Source organism: Caulobacter sp. P4_E5, from assembly GCF_056401555.1.
This window is the reverse complement of record NZ_JBFUJD010000006.1, coordinates 13,937-30,543: the sequence shown is the minus strand read 5'-3', so window position 1 is coordinate 30,543 and position 16,607 is coordinate 13,937. Positions and strand designations below refer to the sequence as shown.

Here is a 16,607-nt window from a genome sequence, read left to right as displayed (position 1 = left end):
CAAGCGCTGCGCGCTTTCCGGGATGACACGCTATTTTGAGCTTTTGCGATCCTGAGCCGCCCCGATCCCCAGCCCCCGCACCAGCGTCGACAGCGCCAGCGCCCGCAGCTTGGCGGGATCGATGGTCGGGCCCAGCTTGTCGCTCAGTTGCAGCATCAGCATGCCGTGCAGCACCGACCAGAACAGGTGGCCGATCAGCTCGGCGTCGCCCTGCATGCCGCCGGCGTCGATCATCGCCTCGACGTGGACGGTCATGGTGCGCCGCGCGCGCGCCGCGGCGGCGGTCAATTCGGGATAGTCCTTCTCGGTCGGCTGGCTGAGATCGAACATCAGCTTGTAGGCGTGCGGCTCGCTCAGGGCGAAGGCGATATAGGCCTCGCCGGCGGCGCGGGACTTGTCCAAGGGGCCGCCGGGGCGCGCCATGGCCGCCTCGATGGTGTCGGCGAAGCGGGCGAAGGCGGCGGCGCGGACGGCGGCCAGGATGGCGTCCTTGTCCTTGAAGTAGCGGTAGGGGGTCATCGGACTGACGCCCAGGGCCTGGGCCAGCTCGCGCATGGTCACCGCCTCGATGCCCCGTTCGGCGAACAGGCCCTCAGCGGCCACGCACAGCCGGCGGCGGAAGTCTTCGACGTCTTCAGGCGACAGGACGCGGGGCAAGAGGGAATCCGGGTTGACTCGACCCCTCGCTTACAGCATAAATTTACACTGTAAACAATAACCAATGGGAGGACTGGCCATGGACGGCGAGGTGCGTATCAATCCGTTTCTCAGCGGCAATTTCGCCCCGGTGCGCAGCGAGGACGACTTCGACCTGGTCGTCGAGGGGACGCTGCCGGCGGGCCTGAACGGCACGCTGTACCGCAACGGCCCCAACCCGCAGTTCGACCCGCGGGACGGCAACTACCACTGGTTTGTCGGCGACGGCATGCTGCACGCCTTCACCGTGGCGGACGGCAAGGTGAGCTATCGCAACCGCTGGGTCCGCACCAACAAGTGGGCGTTGGAAAACACGGCCGGCCAGGCCCTGTTCGGCAGCTGGGGTAATCCGATGACCAGCGACCCCTCGGTGCTAGGCGTGGTCAGCGACGGCGTGGCCAACACCAACATCATCCAGCACGGCGGCCATCTGCTGGCGCTGGAGGAGGCCCACGCCCCGTTCGAGCTGACCGGTCCCGACCTGGGCACGATCGGCGCCTACGACCTGGGCGGCAAGGTCACGGCCCACCCCAAGGCCTGTCCGATCACCGGCGAGCTGGTGTTCTTCGCCTATGCCGACGACCCGATGCCGCTGTCGAACAAGATCAGCTGGGGCGTCGCCGACGCGGACGGCCGCTTGCTCAAGCGCGAGACCTTCGAGGCCCCGTACTGCTCGATGATCCACGACTTCATCGTCACCGAGCACTATGTCGTCATCCCTGTCCTGCCGCTGACCGGCAGCCTGCGGCGGGCGATGGGCGGCAAGCCGGTGTTCGCCTGGGAGCCCGACAAGGGCGGCCATCTGGCGGTGATCCCGCGTGACGCGGGCGTGGCCGGCCTGCGCTGGATCGAGATCCCGGCCTGCTACGTCTTCCATGTGATGAACGCGTTCGAGCGAGACGGCAGGATCGTCGCCGACGTCATGCGCTACGCGGCCGCGCCGCTGTTCCCCAACGCCGACGGGACCAAGGGCGAGAACGCCGCCGCCTATCTGACCCGCTGGACGATCGACCTCGAGGCCGGCGCGTTGACCGAGGCTGCGCTGGACGACACGGCCGGCGAGTTCCCGCGCTTCGACGAGCGCTTCGCGGGGCAGGCCTACCGCCATGGCTGGTTCGTGGGTCAGAGCCTGAAGCCCGGCGACTTCCGCTCTAACGTCGTGGCGCATGTCGACCTGGTCGAGGGGACGCGGAAGACCTGGACCGTCCCGGCCGGCGACGCGCTCTCGGAAGCGGTCTTCACCCCCGCCGGCGAGGGTGCAGCCGAGGGTCAGGGTTGGCTGACGGCGGTGATCTACCGCGCCGCCGAGGGGGTGTCGGAGTTCGTGGTGTTCGACGCCCAGGATGTCGAACGGGGCCCGATCGCCAGCGCCAAGCTGCCCCGACGCGTGCCGTTCGGGTTCCATGGCCAGTGGGTGGCGGCCTAGCTTCCTTCTCCCCTTGCGGGAGAAGGTGGCGCGCAGCGCCGGATGAGGGGTCGAAAGGCTTGTCCGACAGGGCGGCGCGACCCTTCACCCGACCGCCTTCGGCGGCCACCCTCTCCCGCAAGGGGAGAGGGAATTAAAACAACCGTTTGACTTCCCGCGCACCGAACCGCCTACTCCGCTCGATCAAGATGGAGCCGGCCATGCCCTGGGATTTCCTCGTCGCCAAGTCCGACCTGCGCCGCACCGAATTCCGCGACGCCACCCCCGCGCCGCTGACCGACGGCCAGGTCCGCCTGGCCATCGAGAGTTTCGCCCTGACCGCCAACAACATCACCTACGCCGTGTTCGGCGAGGCGATGAAGTATTGGGACTTCTTCCCGCCGCCCGACGGCTTCGGCCGCGTGCCGGTCTGGGGCCATGCACGGGTCGAGGCCTCGGCCCATCCCGAGATCGCCGTCGGCCAGCGGTTCTACGGCTACTGGCCGATGTCGACGCACCTGACCGTGCAGGCCAAGGTCGGCAAGACCGGCTTCACCGATGTCTCGGCCCATCGCCAGCACCTGGCGGTGGTCTACAACCAGTACCAGGCGGTGGGCGCGGCGGACGAACTGGAGGCCCATAAGGCGCTGCTGCAGCCCTTGTTCATCACCTCGTTCCTGATCGAGGACTTCCTCGACGAGAGCGCGCTGTTCGGGGCGAAGTCGGTGGTGCTGTCCAGCGCCTCGTCCAAGACCGCGATCGGCCTGGCCTATCTGCTGAAGCATCGCGGCGCGGCCAAGGTGGTCGGGCTGACCTCGCCGCGCAGCGTCGGCTTCGTCGAGAGGCTGGGTTATTACGACCAGGTCGTGACCTATGCCGACCTGCCGAACGCGGTGATCGAGCGGCCGGCGGTGTTCGTCGACTTCGCCGGCGACGCGGCCGTGCGGCGGGCCGTGCACGAGACGTTCGGGCCGGACCTGGCCTTTTCGTCGGCGGTCGGCGGCACCCACTGGGAAGCCGAGCGCGTAGGCGGCGAGTTGCCGGGCGTGAAGCCGGTGTTCTTCTTCGCCCCCGACCGCATCGCCAAGCGCCGCCAGGACTGGGCGCCGGGCGAGTTCGAGGCCCGCTACGGCGCGGCCTGGTCGGGCTTCGTGGCCGATGCGCCAAGGTGGCTGACGGTCGAGCGCGGCCAGGGGCAAGCGGCGATCCAGGCGGCCTACTTGGCGCAGGTGGACGGCGGGACGTCGCCGGAGGTGGGGATTATCCTCAAGCCCTGAACGCAACAAAGCTTGTCATCCCGGAAGCCTCGCAGAGGCTATCCGGGACCCAGGGGCCAAGCCCAGAGCGGTGGCCCCTGGGTCCCGGCTCTCCGCTTCGCTGCGGCCGGGATGACAAGCTTTGTTTGCCTTTTGAGTCGGACCGTTAGGCCGCCACCCGACCCTCCTCCGCCAAGCTCACCCCCAGCCGCTCGCGCAGCGCCGCGGCGCCGTCCGCCGTCAGCCGCACGGCGCGGCCCTTGGCCTCCAGCGCCAGCCAGCCGCGCGCGGTCATCGCCTCCAGCAGCTTGACGCCCAGCGGACCGGCCAGGTGATGGCGGCGTTCGGTCCAGTCCAGGCATTGGCGGGCGACGCCGCGCGGCGAGCGCAGGCTGTCGACCCGGACGCCGAGAGCCTCGAACCAGGCCCGGCCGTCCGGCGTCACCTCATAGAGCTTGTCGGCCGCCGGCCGGATCAGGTCGCGGTCGACCAGGGCCTCGCAGACCCGCACGCCCAGCCGCCCGGCGAGGTGGCCGTAGCAGCAGCGGGCGTCGCGCAGGGCGCGGGCCTTGGGCGAGCGGGGGACCTCCAGCGAACGGACCGGCGCGGCCAGCACCGAGAGGGCCTCGATGGCGTGGGCGACCTCGGCGCTGGCCAGCCGGTAATAGCGGTGGCGGCCCTCGCGCTCGACCGCCAGCAGGCCGCCGTCGACCAGCTTGGCCAGGTGGTTGCTGGCCGCCTGGGCGGTGACCCCGGCGGCCCAGGCCAGGGCGCTGGCGGGCTGGGCGCGGCCGTCCTGCAGGGCCTGCAGCATGGCGGCGCGGGTCGGGTCGCCGATCAGGGCGGCGGGGGTGGCGATGTTGGCGTCCATGCTCTCCATCCTAGCCCACGGAACGATCGAATGGTTCATCGGCGCGTGTAGCATCCGGACGGCGGATCGGGGCATCACCCGCGGCATGAGCACCGCCACCTCTCCCGCCCGCCTGCCGTGGATCACGGCCGCCGCCAGTTTCGGCTTCTTCGTCACCCAGCTGGACGTGACCATCGTCAATGTGGCGCTGGACGCCATCGGCGGCGCGTTCCACGCCCCGACCGCCCAGCTGCAATGGGTGGTCGACGCCTATATCCTGGCCCTGGCGGCGATGCTGCTGTCGGCGGGGGCGATCGGCGACCGGGTCGGACCGCGCCGGGCGTTCGTGGCGGGCCTGGTGCTGTTCGGCTTGACCTCGGCGGCCTGCGGCTTCGCGGCGAGCCCGTTGGCCCTGATCCTGGCCCGCGCGGCCCAGGGGGCGGCGGGCGCGTTGCTGATCCCCCCGTCCCTGGCCCTGATCGCCCACGCCGCTCACGGCGACGACAGAAAGCGCGCCTCGGCCGTCGGCTGGTGGACTGCCGCCGGCGGGGTGTCGATCGCCGCCGGCCCGGTGCTGGGCGGCCTGCTGGTCGAGACCCTGGGCTGGCGCTGGGTGTTCTTCGTCAACCTGCCGGTCTGCGCGCTCGGCGCGGTGCTGACCTTGGCCGTCGCCCCGCCGACCCCGCCCAAGCCGAAGGTCCCGTTCGACATCCCCGGACAGATCCTGGCCGTGGCGGCGGTCTCGCTGCTGGTCGGCGGACTGATCGAGGGCGGGCATCGGGGTTGGTCTGGAGCGCCGTTGGCAGCCTTGGTGGCGGGTTTGGCCCTTGCGGCGCTCTTCGTGCTGTTCGAGCGGCAAGCCCAGCACCCGGCCATGCCGCTGAGCGTCTTCCGCCGGCGGCCGGCCTGGACGGCGGTCGCGGTCGGTTCGGCGCTCAACTTCACCTATTACGGCCTGATCTTCGTGCTGGGCCTCTACATGCTGCGGACCCTGCATTGGAGCCCGTCTCGAGCGGGCCTGGCCTTCCTGCCGCTGACCGCGACCTTCATCGTCTCGAACCTGCTGAGCGGCGGCCTGGTCGCCCGGTTCGGCGCGCGGACGGTGACGGCCGGCGGGGTGCTGGTCGCCGCCTGCGGCTACGCCCTGACCGCGCGGCTGGGCGCGGGGAGCACGATGGCGGACATGCTGCCCGGCTTCGCCCTGATCCCCGGCGGCATGGGCCTGGCGATCCCGGCCCTGACCAGCGGCCTGCTGGCCAGCGTCGATCGCCACGAGGCGGGCGCGGCCTCGGGAACCCTCAATGCCTGCCGCCAGGTCGGCGGCGCGGCGGGGGTGGCGATCTTCGGCGCGCTGGCGGCGGCCGACGGGGTGACGGGGCTGCGCGTGTCGGCGGTCAGCGCGGCGGTGCTGCTGGCGGGGGCGGCGATCGTCCTGCACCGGCAGTCGCCGACGCGCGAAAGCGGAAGTAAGACAGGCAGCGCGCGGCAGAGGGCGACTCATGGCGATGATCACCAATCCCGATGACTTCTTCAGCAAAGGCTGCGGCCGGTGCGCCCGGTTCGCGACGGCGGACTGCTCGACCCGGCCGTGGATCGACGGGTTGAACGCCCTGCGCCGGATCTGCCTGGACCTCGGCTTGGAGGAAACGGTGAAATGGGCACACCCGTGCTACATGCACGCCGGGCGCAATATCGCGATCTTCGGCGCGTTTCGGAGCGACTTCCGGCTCAGCTTCATGAACCCGGGCCTGCTGGTCGACAGCGAGGGGGTGTTGGAGCCGCCAGGCCCCAATAGCCAGACGCCGGGCATGATCCGCTTCACCGCGACCGGGCAGGTGGGCGAGATGCAGTCGGTGATCCGGGCCTATCTGCGGCAGTTGATGGATCACGCCGAAGCGGGGACCAAGCCCGCGAAGGTCGACCGCGAGATCGACATGCCGGACGAACTGATCGAGGCTTTGGACGCCGACCCCGAACTGGCCGAGGCCTTCCACGCGCTGACGCCGGGACGCCAGAAGAGCTACCTGTTCGCCCTGAACCAGGCCAAGCAATCGGCGACCCGCCTGGCGCGGATCGAGAAGTTCCGCGGCAAGATCATCGCGGGCAAGGGCGCTCTGGAGCGATAGACGGACGCCAACAGCGGACCATCGAAGCCGTCATAAGGAGAGAGAAGAGATGACCCTGGAGCTTATCAACCCACCCGATCTACCGACCCCGACGACCTATACCCAGGTCGTCGTCGCAAGGGGGAGCAAGCTCATCTTCGTCGCGGGCCAGGAACCGGAAGGCGTCGACGGGAAACTCGTGGGTCCCGGTGATCTGGCGGCTCAAGCACGCCAGGTGTTCAGCAATCTTGGTCGCGCCCTCGCGGCCGCCGGGGCCGGCCCCGAACACGTGGCCAGGATCACGATCTACGTTGTCGGCTACGAGCGCGACCGTCACCTGGCGGTGATCGAAGAGGCTCGAGTCGTGCTGTTCGGCGATCACAAGCCCGCCGACGTCGTCGTCGGCGTCGCCGCCCTTTCTCCGGGCTATCTGATCGAGGTCGATGCGTTCGCGGTCGTGGATGGCTAGGGCGCGACGGGGCGGCGAACGACCGACTAGGGTGGGATGGCGGACATCCAAAATCCCTCTCTCATAGAGAGAGGGAGGGGCCCGCCGCGAAGCGGTGGGAGGGTGAGTGGTTTCACCGCTAGCCGGTGAATCCTGGGCCTGTCTGTCGCGCGTTTCGTCAGGGCTTCGTTCTGAGAGGGTGTAACCTCTCACCCTCCCACGCCTGCGGCGTGGGCCCCTCCCTCTCTCTTAGAGAGAGGGAATCGGACGGCGCGAACGTCCGCTCAGGGTCGACCACGGTCTGGATCGCCGCCCTCCCAAAAACATGCCTCGAGTCTGCTCGGAGTCCACGGACGTGAACGGGATGTCACTTTTTGCTGGACCACGTCGCGCCTAGGCTGAACGGCAACGCAAGGCGCCGCTTGGCTGTTCCTGGCGATCCGGAAACCTCAGCAGCGGATCATCGTCAATGGAAACAACGGCCGGGAAGCCCGCCACGCCGCGTTCGCGGGGCATGGCGCGACGCGAGCTTCTGGCCCTGGCGCCGGCGCTTCCGCTGGCGCTTTCGGGTGCGGCCAACGCGGCCGGGGCGGCGGATCCGATCGGGTCGCTCGTCGCTGATTTCGTGCAGGCGGGCCGCGCCGACGGCGTCTCCGCCGCGGTCGTGCGGGGCGGACACACGCGCTTCTATAACGCCGGGCTGATCGCGCGCGGCGGCCCCACGCCGGCGACCGAGCGCAGCATCTACGAGGTCGGCTCGATCTCGAAGACGTTCACCGGCCTGCTGCTGGCCCACGCGATCCTGGAGGGCCGCGCGGCCGCGTCCGACGACGTGCGCCGCTACCTGCCGTCGGGCTATGACAACCTTGTGCGCGGCGATCGTCCCGTGCGGCTGATCGACCTGGTCGACACCACCTCGGCCCTGCCCGACAACCTGCCCGACTGGCGCCAGGCGATCGGCGACGCCAAGCCCGAGCAGATCCCGTTCATCGCCGCCAAGCTTCTCGAGGGCTATACCGCCCAGACGCTGATGGCCGACCTGCGCACCGCCAGCCTGGTCGACACGCCGGGTACGGCTCCGCGCCACTCCAACGTCGCCTCGCAACTGACCGGGATTGTGCTCGAACGCCTCTACGGCCGCCCCTACGAGGCGCTGCTGGCTCAATATATCGAACGACCGCTGGGCATGAGCTCGGGCGTCGCCGCGCCCGATCCCGCCCTGGTCGCGCTAGGCTACGATCCCAGCGGCCCCGCGACGCCGGCGCTCACCGCGCCCGTGGTTCGGGCGGCGGGCGGGTTGCGCTATTCGGCGGCGGACATGGCGCGCTACCTGGCCGCTCAACTGGCCGCGCGCGATCCCGCCGTCGCCCTGACCCACCAGCCGGCCTGGGGCTCGCCCGACACTGGCGCGGTCGGCTTCCACTGGGTGATCGCCAAGACCGCCGACAGCCAGGTCTATCTGCGCCACAGCGGCGGCACCTTCGGCTTTTCCAGCCATTGCGAATTTTTTCCAGGCCAGGATTACGGCATCGTCCTGCTGGCCAATCGGGGGAGACTGGAAAGCGCGCTGCAGTCGCTCGCCGGCCTGGCCCACGACAAGCTGTTTGGCCGGCCTCGCGGGTTGGCGGCGCTGGAAGCCGCGCTCGAACAGAGCCGCTACGCCGACGTAAGCGCGTCCGTCGCCGACGTGCGTCGCCGCTTTCCCGAGCTTCACCTCACCGAGGATGGCATCAACGCCTGGGGCTACCGCCTGCTGTTCGCGTCACGTCCGGCGGAAGCCAAGGCGCTGTTCGGCTACAATGTCGCCCAGCATCCCGACAGTTGGAACGCCCACGACAGCTATGCCGAGTCGCTGGCGGCCACGGGCGACAAGGCCCAGGCCATCGAGGCGTACCGCCGGTCGCTGGCGCTCAACCCGGCCAACGACAACGCCGAGAAGATGATCGCCAAGATCTCGGCCGCGAAATAGGCCGGAGCGGAAACGAAAACGCCCGCCCCGGTCTCCCAGGGCGGGCGTTCCAAACTCAAAGCTTAGCCAAGCCTCACACCAGCGAGCCGTGGCACTGCTTGAACTTCTTGCCCGAGCCGCAGGGGCAGGGGCTGTTGCGGTTGGTGCGGTCCCAGCCGTCCGGCAGGGCCGCGACCGGCAGGGCCTCGCGCTGCTGGGGCGACAGGCCGTCGGGAATGGCGCCGGCGACGGCGGCGTTCTCGCCGGTCAGCGGATCGAGGTGGACCTCGATCAGGCCCTCCGGCGTGTGCGGGACTTCCGGCTCGGCATAGGCGATCTCGACCGTCATCAGCCAGCGGGTGGTGTTGGTGCGCAGGTCGCCCAGCAGCTTCTCGAACAGCGAGAAGGCCTCGGTCTTGTACTCGTTCAGCGGATCGCGCTGGCCATAGCCGCGCAGGCCGATGACGTTGCGCAGGTGGTCCAGGTGCATCAGGTGCTCGCGCCACTGCAGATCGATCATCTGCAGCAGGAAGTTCTTCTCGACCGAGCGCATCTGCTCGGGCGTGATGATCTCCTCGCGCTGGGCGGCGTAGTCGTCGGCCGCCTTGGTCAGGCGGTCGCGGATCTCTTCGTCGGCGATGCCTTCCTCGGCCGCCCACGCCTCGATCGGCAGGTCCAGGCCCAGGATCGACTGGACGCGTTCCTTCAGGCCCTCGATGTCCCACTGCTCGGCATAGGCCTTGGGCGGCAGGTGGCGGGCGATCAGGTCGTCGATCGTGTCGTGACGCATCTCGGCGATGATGTCCGAGAGGTCGTCGCTTTCCATGAACTCCTGGCGCTGCTCGAACACGGCCTTGCGCTGGTCGTTGACGACGTCGTCGTACTTCAGGAGGTTTTTGCGGATCTCGTAGTTGCGCTGCTCGACGCGCTTCTGGGCGGTGGCGATGGCGTTGTTCAGCCACTTGTGGGTGATCGCCTCGCCTTCCTGGACGCCGAAGGTGCGCATGATCGCGTCCAGGCGCTCGCCGGCGAAGATGCGGAGCAGGTCGTCCTCGCACGACAGGAAGAACTTGCTGCGACCCGGGTCGCCCTGACGGCCGGTGCGGCCGCGCAGCTGGTTGTCGATGCGGCGGCTTTCGTGGCGCTCGGTGCCCAGCACGAACAGGCCGCCGGCCGAGAGGGCCTTTTCCTTGGCGCCGGCGATCTCGGCCTCGATGCGGGTGCGCTCCTCGGCCTCATCCTCGGGCGTGACCTCGAGGCCCATGCCCTTCTGCTGCTGACGCCAGGTCAGCATGCGCATGTCGATGTTGCCGCCCAGCTGGATGTCGGTGCCGCGGCCGGCCATGTTGGTGGCGATGGTCACCGCGCCCGGCACGCCGGCGTCGGCGACGATCAGGGCTTCCTGCTCGTGGAAGCGGGCGTTCAGCACCTGGTGCGGGATGCCCTTCTGCTTCTTGCCCTCGTTCTCGAACGCGTAGCTGGACAGCAGCTTGGACAGTTCTTCCGACTTCTCGATCGAGACGGTGCCGACCAGGATCGGCTGGCCGCGCACGTGGCATTCGGAGATCTGCTTGAGGATGGCCTCGTTCTTCTCGCGCTCGGTGCGATAGACCTCGTCGTCGTCGTCGATGCGCTGGACCGGCCGGTTGGTCGGAATTTCCGAGACGCTCATCTTGTAGATGTCGTCGAATTCCTGGGCTTCCGTCGACGCCGTGCCGGTCATGCCCGACAGCTTCTTGTAGAGGCGGAAGTAGTTCTGGATCGTCACCGAGGCCAGGGTCTGGTTCTCGGGCTGGACGTCGACGCCTTCCTTGGCCTCGATGGCCTGGTGCAGGCCTTCCGACAGGCGGCGGCCGGTCATCATGCGGCCGGTGAACTCATCGATCAGGATGATTTCGCCGCTCTTGACGATGTAGTCCTTGTCGCGCGTGTACAGGACGTTGGCGCGCAGGGCCTGGTTGACGTGGTGCACGACCGAGACGTTGGCCGCGTCGTAGAGGCCCGCGGAGTCCTCGGCCAGGTGGCCGCCCGACATCAGGATCTCTTCGATCTTCTCCTGGCCGTCCTCGGTGAGGATGACCTGCTTCTGCTTCTCGTCGTGATCGTAGGTGGTCTTGTCCTCGATCAGCTGTTTCACCAGCACGTCGATCGTCTTGTAGAAGCTGCTGCGGTCCTCGGTCGGGCCCGAGATGATCAGCGGCGTGCGGGCTTCGTCGATCAGGATCGAGTCCACTTCGTCGACGATGACGAAGTTGTGGCCGCGCTGGACCATCTCCTCGACGCTGTAGACGAGGTTGTCGCGCAGATAGTCGAAACCGAATTCGTTGTTGGTGCCGTAGGTGATGTCGCTGCGGTACGCGCGCTGACGCTCGCCTTGGCTGAGGCCGTTGACGATCACGCCATAGGTCAGGCCCAGGAAGGTGTAGATCTGGCCCATCCAGTCGGCGTCGCGGCGGGCCAGGTAGTCGTTGACGGTGATGACGTGGACGCCCTTGCCTTCCAGGGCGTTCAGATAGGTCGGCAAGGTGGCGACCAGGGTCTTGCCTTCACCCGTGCGCATTTCCGAGATGCCCGAGAAGTGCAGCACCATGCCGCCGACCATCTGGACGTCGAAGTGGCGCATGCCCAGCACGCGCTTGCCGGCCTCGCGCACCACGGCGAAGGCTTCGTGCAGAAGGTCGTCGAGCGTCTCGCCCTTTTCCAGGCGCGCCTTGAACTCGGCGGTCTTGCCCTTCAGTGCGTCGTCGGAGAGCGCCGCGTACTCAGCTTCGTAGGCGTTGATCTTGGCCACCCGCGCGGCCAGGGTCTTGACCTTGCGTTCGTTGGAAGAGCCGAAGAGCTTTTTGGCGAAACCAAGCATGAAGAGGGGATCCGGTAGGACGGTTTGACGAGGAGGCCGGCGCTAAGGCTGTGGGGCCTCGACTACGGTAGATGAAGCCGCGACGGATCACCGGAAACTTCCGGCGCCCGTGCGGCCGGAGACTTAAGCACCGGTCATCTTGGTGTCAACGCGAAGACCCCTCGTGGAATAAGGCTTAAGCGCTGACCGCGGACGCGCGGACACAGGTTTCGTAAGCTTTCGCCGACGGCTTGGCGCATGGTCTTTTCTTCGAACGCCGTGTACCGAAACTGGGCCGGTCGCGTTCGACCAGGGTGGCCTCGCCTCGGCTCGATCGGCGCGGCGACCCTTTTCGCGGTGTGAAGCCGTTTCCACTCGGCGATAAACCGCGCTAGAGCGCTTCGTAGCAAAGCCGGAGACCTTGGCCTTGAAGACACTCGAGACCTTTCGCGCCCTGGGCGTGATCAGCGCCATCACCTGCGCGCTTCTGCTGGCGGCGTGCGGCCAGAATAAGGTCGCCGAGAAACCGCCGGAGCCGGGCGACACCGCCGTGGCCCGCGTCAACGGCCAGGTGATCTGGGCGTCGGACGTCAAGCGCGAGGCCGTGGCCCAGGGCCTGATTAGCGAGGGCGAGCCGCTGGACGTCTCCAGCGAGGTCTTCCGCCAGCGCCTCGACGAGGTCATCGACCAGAAGCTGCTGGCCTCCGAGGCCTCCAAGCGCAAGCTGGACAAGGAGCCGGTGGCCCAGCGCCGCCTGGCCGCCGCCCGCGAACGCATCCTGGGCGACATGCTGGTCGAGGGCGTGGTCGAGAAGGCCGTCACCGAGGACGCCATCCGCAAGCTCTATGCCGAGCAGCAGAAGCTTTCGAAGCGCTCGGAAGAGATCCGCGCCCGCCAGATCATCGTCGGCACCCAGGCCGAGGCCGAGAGCGTCAAGAAGCTGCTGGCCTCCGGCGCCTCGTTCGACGCCCTGGCCATGGAGCGCTCGACCGACCAGGCTACCCGCTTCAACGGCGGCGACCTGGGCTATTTCACCCTGGACGTGATGCCCGAGCCCTATGGCGCAGCCCTGAAGGACGCCGCCAAGGGCGCCCTGGTCGGCCCGTTCTCGGCCGAGGGCGGCTGGGTCATCGTCAAGGTCGAGGACAAGCGCACCGAGGAGCCCATCACCCTGGAGGCCGCCCGGCCGCAGATCGTGCGCTTCCTGACCTATGACCAGGTGCGCGACATCCTCGAGAAGCTGCGCGGCTCGGCCAAGGTCGAGATGCTGATCGGCAAGACCCAGGACGCGCCCGGCGCGGCCGCCCAGGAGCCGGCCTCGGCCCCGCCGGAACCCCCGGCCGCCGCGCCCGCCGCGGCTCCGCCTCCCGCCCAACCCGCCAAGAAGTAAGAGCGGCTCATGACCAAGACTCCCAAAGCCTCCGGCAAGAAGACGGCCGCGAAGGCTCCCGAGATCGCGTCCAATCCGGCCGCGCCCAATCCCGTCGAGCGCGCCGGCGCCGCCATCGAGCGGGCCCTGGTCGACCCGCTGACCTCGGCCCTGAAGCGCGCCGGCCTGCGCCGCGCCCAGAAGTCGGCCGGCGAGGATGTTTCCAGCCCGGCCCCCGCCAAGCCCGCCGCGACCGGCGCCGGCAAGCCGGGTCTGGCCATCTCGCCGCTGGCCGTGCCGTTTCCGCTGATCCCGCCGATCCCCGGCGTCGAGATCGCCACCGGCCGCGCCGGCTTCTACAAGCACGAGCGCGAGGACCTGCTGCTGATGCGCTTCGCCGAGGGCACCTCGGCGGCGGGTGTCTTCACCCGCCACGGCGTCGGCTCGGCCCCGGTCGACTGGTGCAAGCGCCAGCTGGCCGCCACCGGCGGAGCGGACGTGCGGGCCCTGGTGGTCAACGCCGGCTGCGCCAACAGCTTCACCGGCAAGCCGGGCGCCGACGCGGTGCGCCGCGTGGCCACGGCCGTGGGCAAGCGCCTGGACTGCCGCCAGCGCGACGTGATGATGGCCTCGACCGGCGTCATCGGCGTGATCCTGGACGACAGCAAGATCACCGCCCGCCTGCCCGAGGTGGAGACCCGCCTGACCGCCGACGCCTGGGCCCAGGCCGGCCGGGCGATCATGACCACCGACACCTTCCCCAAGGGATCTTACGCCACGGCGCTGATCGACGGGGTCGAAGTCAAGATCGCCGGCATCGCCAAGGGCTCGGGCATGATCGCGCCCGACATGGCGACCATGCTGGCCTTCGTGGCCACCGACGCGGCCATCGCCCCGGCGGCGCTGCAGACCCTGGTCAGCCTCTATACCCGCACGACCTTCAACTGCGTGACGGTGGACGGCGACCGCTCGACCAACGACACCCTGCTGCTGTTCGCCACCGGCCAGTCGGGCGCGCCCCGCATCAGCCGTCCCGGCGACAAGCGCCTGGCCGACTTCCGCGACAAGCTGGAGCACGTGCTGCTGGACCTGGCCCTTCAGCTGGTGCGTGACGGCGAGGGCGCGACCAAGTTCGTCAAGATCACCGTCAACGGGGCCGAAAGCCCGGCCAGCGCCCGCAAGATCGCCCGCACCATCGCCGAGAGTCCGCTGGTCAAGACCGCCTTCGCCGGCGAGGACGCCAACTGGGGCCGCATCGTCATGGCCGTGGGCCGCGCCGACGAGCCGGTGGCCCGCGAGCGCATCAGCGTCAAGTTCGGCGACCTCTACGCCGCCCGCGACGGCCTGATCTCGCCCGAATACGACGAGGCCAAGATGAGCGCCTACGTTAAGAACCAGGAATTCGAGGTCAGCGTCGACGTCGGCGTCGGCAAGGGCTCGGCCACGGTCTGGACCTGCGACCTGACCAAGCAATACGTGGCGATCAACGGGGACTATCGGAGCTAGCTGTTCTCCCTCTCCCCTTGCGGGAGAGGGTGGCCGCCGGAGGCGGTCGGGTGAGGGGTCGAAGAACGCCGCCACCGCGACCCACGGCAGCTCCGGGCGCCAAGCCGACATACCTATCGACCCCTCATCCGGCGCTCCGCGCCACCTTCTCCCGCAAGGGGAGAAGGAGAGCGCTATCGGTGCATCAGCTGATCGCGCACGTGCTAGAACCCCCTTCGTACGACCTCCCGGAGCCCCCTCATGGCCGACCCCACCCCCGATCAAGAAGCCGCCGTCCTGGCCGAGCTCGCCGCCGCCTGCCGCGCCGAAGGCTACATCGTCGAGGCCATCGACCGGGGCCTGGAGGTCTCGGGCGAGGACGAGGAGGAGGGCGCCTTCTACCTGCTGCCCGACCACGGCTGGCTGCAGGTGCGCTGCCTGGTGATGGCCCCCGAGGACCTGGCCGAGGCCCGCGACCTGACGGCCCTGTTCGAGACCATCGCCCACGCCCAGTTCCGCCTGATCGGCTGCCGCTTCGGCTATGACGCCGAGACCGGCCTGTGGCTGGTCGAGGACCTCTATCCGGGCTTCGAGGCCGCGCGCGTGCCGGCGGTGCTGGAGCAGCTGACCTTCGTCTGGGACGCGCTGGAGGACCTGTTCCTGGCGGCGCTGGCCGGGACGGTGCCGGGCGAAGACGCCTTCGACGCCGCGTTCGACCTGGAAGCGGCGACCCCGCCGAACTAAGCTCGCGCGAACCCTTGCCGCGCAAGGGGAACCGCTTGTCTAGCCTGCCGTTCCTGAGCGGTGTCGACCTGGGTGGAGGGCGTTGTGATGTCTGTGAAGCGATCCGTGATGATGGGCGCCTTGGTCGCCCTGTTGCTGGCCTCCGGCGCCCAGGCCCAGGTCAAGCCGCCCGCCACGCCGGACGAACCCGGCGGCCGCTGGGGCGAGGCCAAGAAGAAGGCCACTGAAATCGGCTCGCAACCGGTCCGCGATGTCGGCATGTCCAAGCGCGAGATCCCGCCGATCCTGGCGAAGGCCTATGACGACCCCTACAGCCTGCAGGGGCTTAAGTCGTGCAAGGCCCTGGCCACCGAGGTCGCCGACCTGAACGCCGTGCTGGGCGCCGACTACGTGATCGGCAACGAGTACAAGGAAAACCGGGCCGGCAAGCTGGCCGAGGCCGGCGGCAAGACCATCGTCAACAGCATCATCCCGTTCCGGGGCCTGGTCCGCGAAGTCACCGGCGCCGCTCCGGCCGACCGGCGGATGAACGCGGCGGTCGACGCCGGCCTGGCGCGGCGAGGCTTCCTGCGCGGCGTGCACCTGCGGCAGGGCTGCAAGACCAAGTTCTGAGGGGGCGATCAGGCGTCGCCGGTCACCCCTCGTCCGCGCGGCGCCGTCTGGAAAGCGCTTGGACCTTCAGCTTTTCTTTCGCGGCGGCCAGCTTGTCCGCATTCGCCTTGGCCGCCTGTTCGACGGCCTTCCCCGCTTCCGCGAGCGCTTCGTGGGCCGTCCGCACAAGATACTGCTCATGCAGAGATCGCAGGATCGACCCCACCGGGTCTGTCTTGAAGTGCTTGTGAGTGTTTATCTCGAGCAGGACGACCCGATCGGGATACTGCACGAGAAACAGCAGCACGTCGGAATTCTTGCCGCCCAGATGCAGGTGGATGACGCCCTCTTGCTCCAGGAGCGCGTCATGGTCGTCATCGATCCCCGCCCGGTAAAATCGCTCCTGCAGGCGTGTTCCGGCCGAGATCTGCTCGACGATCTCGTTGAAGTCGTCGTCGTAGACCGAACCGACGACAACCCTGCGCGAATGGTCACGGAAACTCGGCGCGCGCACGACAACCTTCGTCTTCGGCTCGATCCGAGGCCGTTTAAGTCGATTGGTCAGCGCCCCCTCCCGAGAGGCTAGCCGAACAGCAGCTTGCGCCGCTCCTCGCGGGACATCTTGCCGAGGTCGGGGCCGGTGACCTCGTCGGCGCGCCGGGCCGCCCGCACCAGCCGCTCGCTGTGCGTTTCCTTCGGGGTCTCCGCCTTGGCCTGCTTCGCTGGCTGAGGGGTCTTGTCCGCGAGAAAGTTGGTGGCCATGTGACCTCTGGGCCGAACGCGCCAAAGCGCCGCGTCTCGGAACAATAGATGTCTCTCGCACGGCGAAAGATCAAGTTGACCCAGCGCCGCGGCGCGGCCGGAGGGACTA

15 protein-coding genes are annotated in these 16,607 nt (G+C 68.7%); 10 read left to right on the top strand and 5 right to left on the bottom strand.

Features of this window, described 5'->3' with window-relative positions:
* Positions 1–30 precede the first annotated feature (30 nt).
* Positions 31–657 (bottom strand): TetR/AcrR family transcriptional regulator, encoded by a 627-nt coding sequence (locus tag AC1DSO_RS03175; RefSeq protein WP_477067460.1) that lies wholly within the window; start codon positions 655–657, stop codon positions 31–33.
* A gap of 79 nt (positions 658–736) precedes the next feature.
* Here AC1DSO_RS03175 and AC1DSO_RS03170 point away from each other — a divergent pair, with 79 nt between their 5' ends.
* Both AC1DSO_RS03170 and AC1DSO_RS03165 read left to right on the top strand, forming a co-directional pair.
* Complete coding sequence (locus AC1DSO_RS03170) at positions 737–2,122, top strand: carotenoid oxygenase family protein (RefSeq protein WP_477067459.1); 1,386 nt, start codon at positions 737–739, stop codon at positions 2,120–2,122.
* A 200-nt stretch (positions 2,123–2,322) separates the two neighbouring features.
* Positions 2,323–3,378 (top strand): DUF2855 family protein, encoded by a 1,056-nt coding sequence (locus AC1DSO_RS03165; protein WP_477067458.1) that lies wholly within the window; start codon positions 2,323–2,325, stop codon positions 3,376–3,378.
* 145 nt (positions 3,379–3,523) lie between these two features.
* Here AC1DSO_RS03165 and AC1DSO_RS03160 read toward each other — a convergent pair whose 3' ends face one another.
* Positions 3,524–4,228 (bottom strand): ArsR/SmtB family transcription factor, encoded by a 705-nt coding sequence (locus AC1DSO_RS03160; RefSeq protein WP_477067457.1) that lies wholly within the window; start codon positions 4,226–4,228, stop codon positions 3,524–3,526.
* Between the two features lie 85 nt (positions 4,229–4,313).
* On the opposite strand from AC1DSO_RS03160, the gene AC1DSO_RS03155 reads away from it, so the two are divergent.
* From AC1DSO_RS03155 to AC1DSO_RS03140, 4 genes are all read left to right on the top strand, one after another.
* The gene (locus AC1DSO_RS03155; protein ID WP_477067542.1) at positions 4,314–5,732 is read left to right on the top strand and encodes an MFS transporter; all 1,419 of its coding nucleotides are present in this window, start codon (positions 4,314–4,316) and stop codon (positions 5,730–5,732) included.
* Positions 5,707–6,333, top strand: a complete 627-nt coding sequence (locus tag AC1DSO_RS03150) for a YdeI/OmpD-associated family protein (protein ID WP_477067456.1) — start codon at positions 5,707–5,709, stop codon at positions 6,331–6,333. Before AC1DSO_RS03155 ends, AC1DSO_RS03150 begins: the two co-directional genes overlap by 26 nt.
* A gap of 49 nt (positions 6,334–6,382) precedes the next feature.
* Positions 6,383–6,781 carry a RidA family protein gene (locus AC1DSO_RS03145; RefSeq protein ID WP_477067455.1) on the top strand — a complete coding sequence of 133 codons (399 nt, stop codon included), beginning with the start codon at positions 6,383–6,385 and terminating at the stop codon, positions 6,779–6,781.
* Between the two features lie 448 nt (positions 6,782–7,229).
* The gene (locus AC1DSO_RS03140; protein ID WP_477067454.1) at positions 7,230–8,729 is read left to right on the top strand and encodes a serine hydrolase; all 1,500 of its coding nucleotides are present in this window, start codon (positions 7,230–7,232) and stop codon (positions 8,727–8,729) included.
* A gap of 73 nt (positions 8,730–8,802) precedes the next feature.
* Here AC1DSO_RS03140 and secA read toward each other — a convergent pair whose 3' ends face one another.
* The gene (secA, locus tag AC1DSO_RS03135; protein ID WP_477067453.1) at positions 8,803–11,568 is read right to left on the bottom strand and encodes a preprotein translocase subunit SecA; all 2,766 of its coding nucleotides are present in this window, start codon (positions 11,566–11,568) and stop codon (positions 8,803–8,805) included.
* Between the two features lie 400 nt (positions 11,569–11,968).
* Between secA and AC1DSO_RS03130 the strand changes: the two genes are divergently transcribed.
* The 4 genes from AC1DSO_RS03130 to AC1DSO_RS03115 all read left to right on the top strand — a co-directional run bounded on the left by AC1DSO_RS03130 (position 11,969) and on the right by AC1DSO_RS03115 (position 15,757).
* Positions 11,969–12,937, top strand: a complete 969-nt coding sequence (locus tag AC1DSO_RS03130; protein ID WP_477067452.1) for a peptidylprolyl isomerase — start codon at positions 11,969–11,971, stop codon at positions 12,935–12,937.
* A 9-nt stretch (positions 12,938–12,946) separates the two neighbouring features.
* On the top strand, positions 12,947–14,422 hold the full coding sequence (gene argJ, locus AC1DSO_RS03125; RefSeq protein WP_477067451.1) for a bifunctional glutamate N-acetyltransferase/amino-acid acetyltransferase ArgJ: 1,476 nt from the start codon (positions 12,947–12,949) through the stop codon (positions 14,420–14,422).
* Positions 14,423–14,662: 240 nt separating this feature from the next.
* Complete coding sequence (locus AC1DSO_RS03120) at positions 14,663–15,145, top strand: hypothetical protein (RefSeq protein ID WP_047410226.1); 483 nt, start codon at positions 14,663–14,665, stop codon at positions 15,143–15,145.
* A gap of 87 nt (positions 15,146–15,232) precedes the next feature.
* On the top strand, positions 15,233–15,757 hold the full coding sequence (locus AC1DSO_RS03115; RefSeq protein ID WP_477067450.1) for a hypothetical protein: 525 nt from the start codon (positions 15,233–15,235) through the stop codon (positions 15,755–15,757).
* Between the two features lie 22 nt (positions 15,758–15,779).
* On the opposite strand, the gene AC1DSO_RS03110 is transcribed toward AC1DSO_RS03115, so the two are convergent.
* Positions 15,780–16,250, bottom strand: a complete 471-nt coding sequence (locus AC1DSO_RS03110; RefSeq protein WP_477067449.1) for a hypothetical protein — start codon at positions 16,248–16,250, stop codon at positions 15,780–15,782.
* 68 nt (positions 16,251–16,318) lie between these two features.
* Positions 16,319–16,498, bottom strand: coding sequence for a hypothetical protein (locus AC1DSO_RS03105; protein WP_477067448.1), 180 nt, complete (start codon positions 16,496–16,498; stop codon positions 16,319–16,321).
* Positions 16,499–16,607 lie beyond the last annotated feature (109 nt).

Coding starts and splice junctions, on each gene's coding strand:
- AC1DSO_RS03170 (WP_477067459.1), top strand. CDS start 737: ATGGACGGCGAGGTGCGTATCAATCCGTTTCTCAGCGGCAATTTCGCC.
- AC1DSO_RS03165 (WP_477067458.1), top strand. CDS start 2,323: ATGCCCTGGGATTTCCTCGTCGCCAAGTCCGACCTGCGCCGCACCGAA.
- AC1DSO_RS03160 (WP_477067457.1), bottom strand. CDS start 4,228: ATGGACGCCAACATCGCCACCCCCGCCGCCCTGATCGGCGACCCGACC.
- AC1DSO_RS03155 (WP_477067542.1), top strand. CDS start 4,314: ATGAGCACCGCCACCTCTCCCGCCCGCCTGCCGTGGATCACGGCCGCC.
- AC1DSO_RS03150 (WP_477067456.1), top strand. CDS start 5,707: ATGGCGATGATCACCAATCCCGATGACTTCTTCAGCAAAGGCTGCGGC.
- AC1DSO_RS03145 (WP_477067455.1), top strand. CDS start 6,383: ATGACCCTGGAGCTTATCAACCCACCCGATCTACCGACCCCGACGACC.
- AC1DSO_RS03140 (WP_477067454.1), top strand. CDS start 7,230: ATGGAAACAACGGCCGGGAAGCCCGCCACGCCGCGTTCGCGGGGCATG.
- secA (WP_477067453.1), bottom strand. CDS start 11,568: ATGCTTGGTTTCGCCAAAAAGCTCTTCGGCTCTTCCAACGAACGCAAG.
- argJ (WP_477067451.1), top strand. CDS start 12,947: ATGACCAAGACTCCCAAAGCCTCCGGCAAGAAGACGGCCGCGAAGGCT.
- AC1DSO_RS03120 (WP_047410226.1), top strand. CDS start 14,663: ATGGCCGACCCCACCCCCGATCAAGAAGCCGCCGTCCTGGCCGAGCTC.
- AC1DSO_RS03115 (WP_477067450.1), top strand. CDS start 15,233: ATGTCTGTGAAGCGATCCGTGATGATGGGCGCCTTGGTCGCCCTGTTG.
- AC1DSO_RS03105 (WP_477067448.1), bottom strand. CDS start 16,498: ATGGCCACCAACTTTCTCGCGGACAAGACCCCTCAGCCAGCGAAGCAG.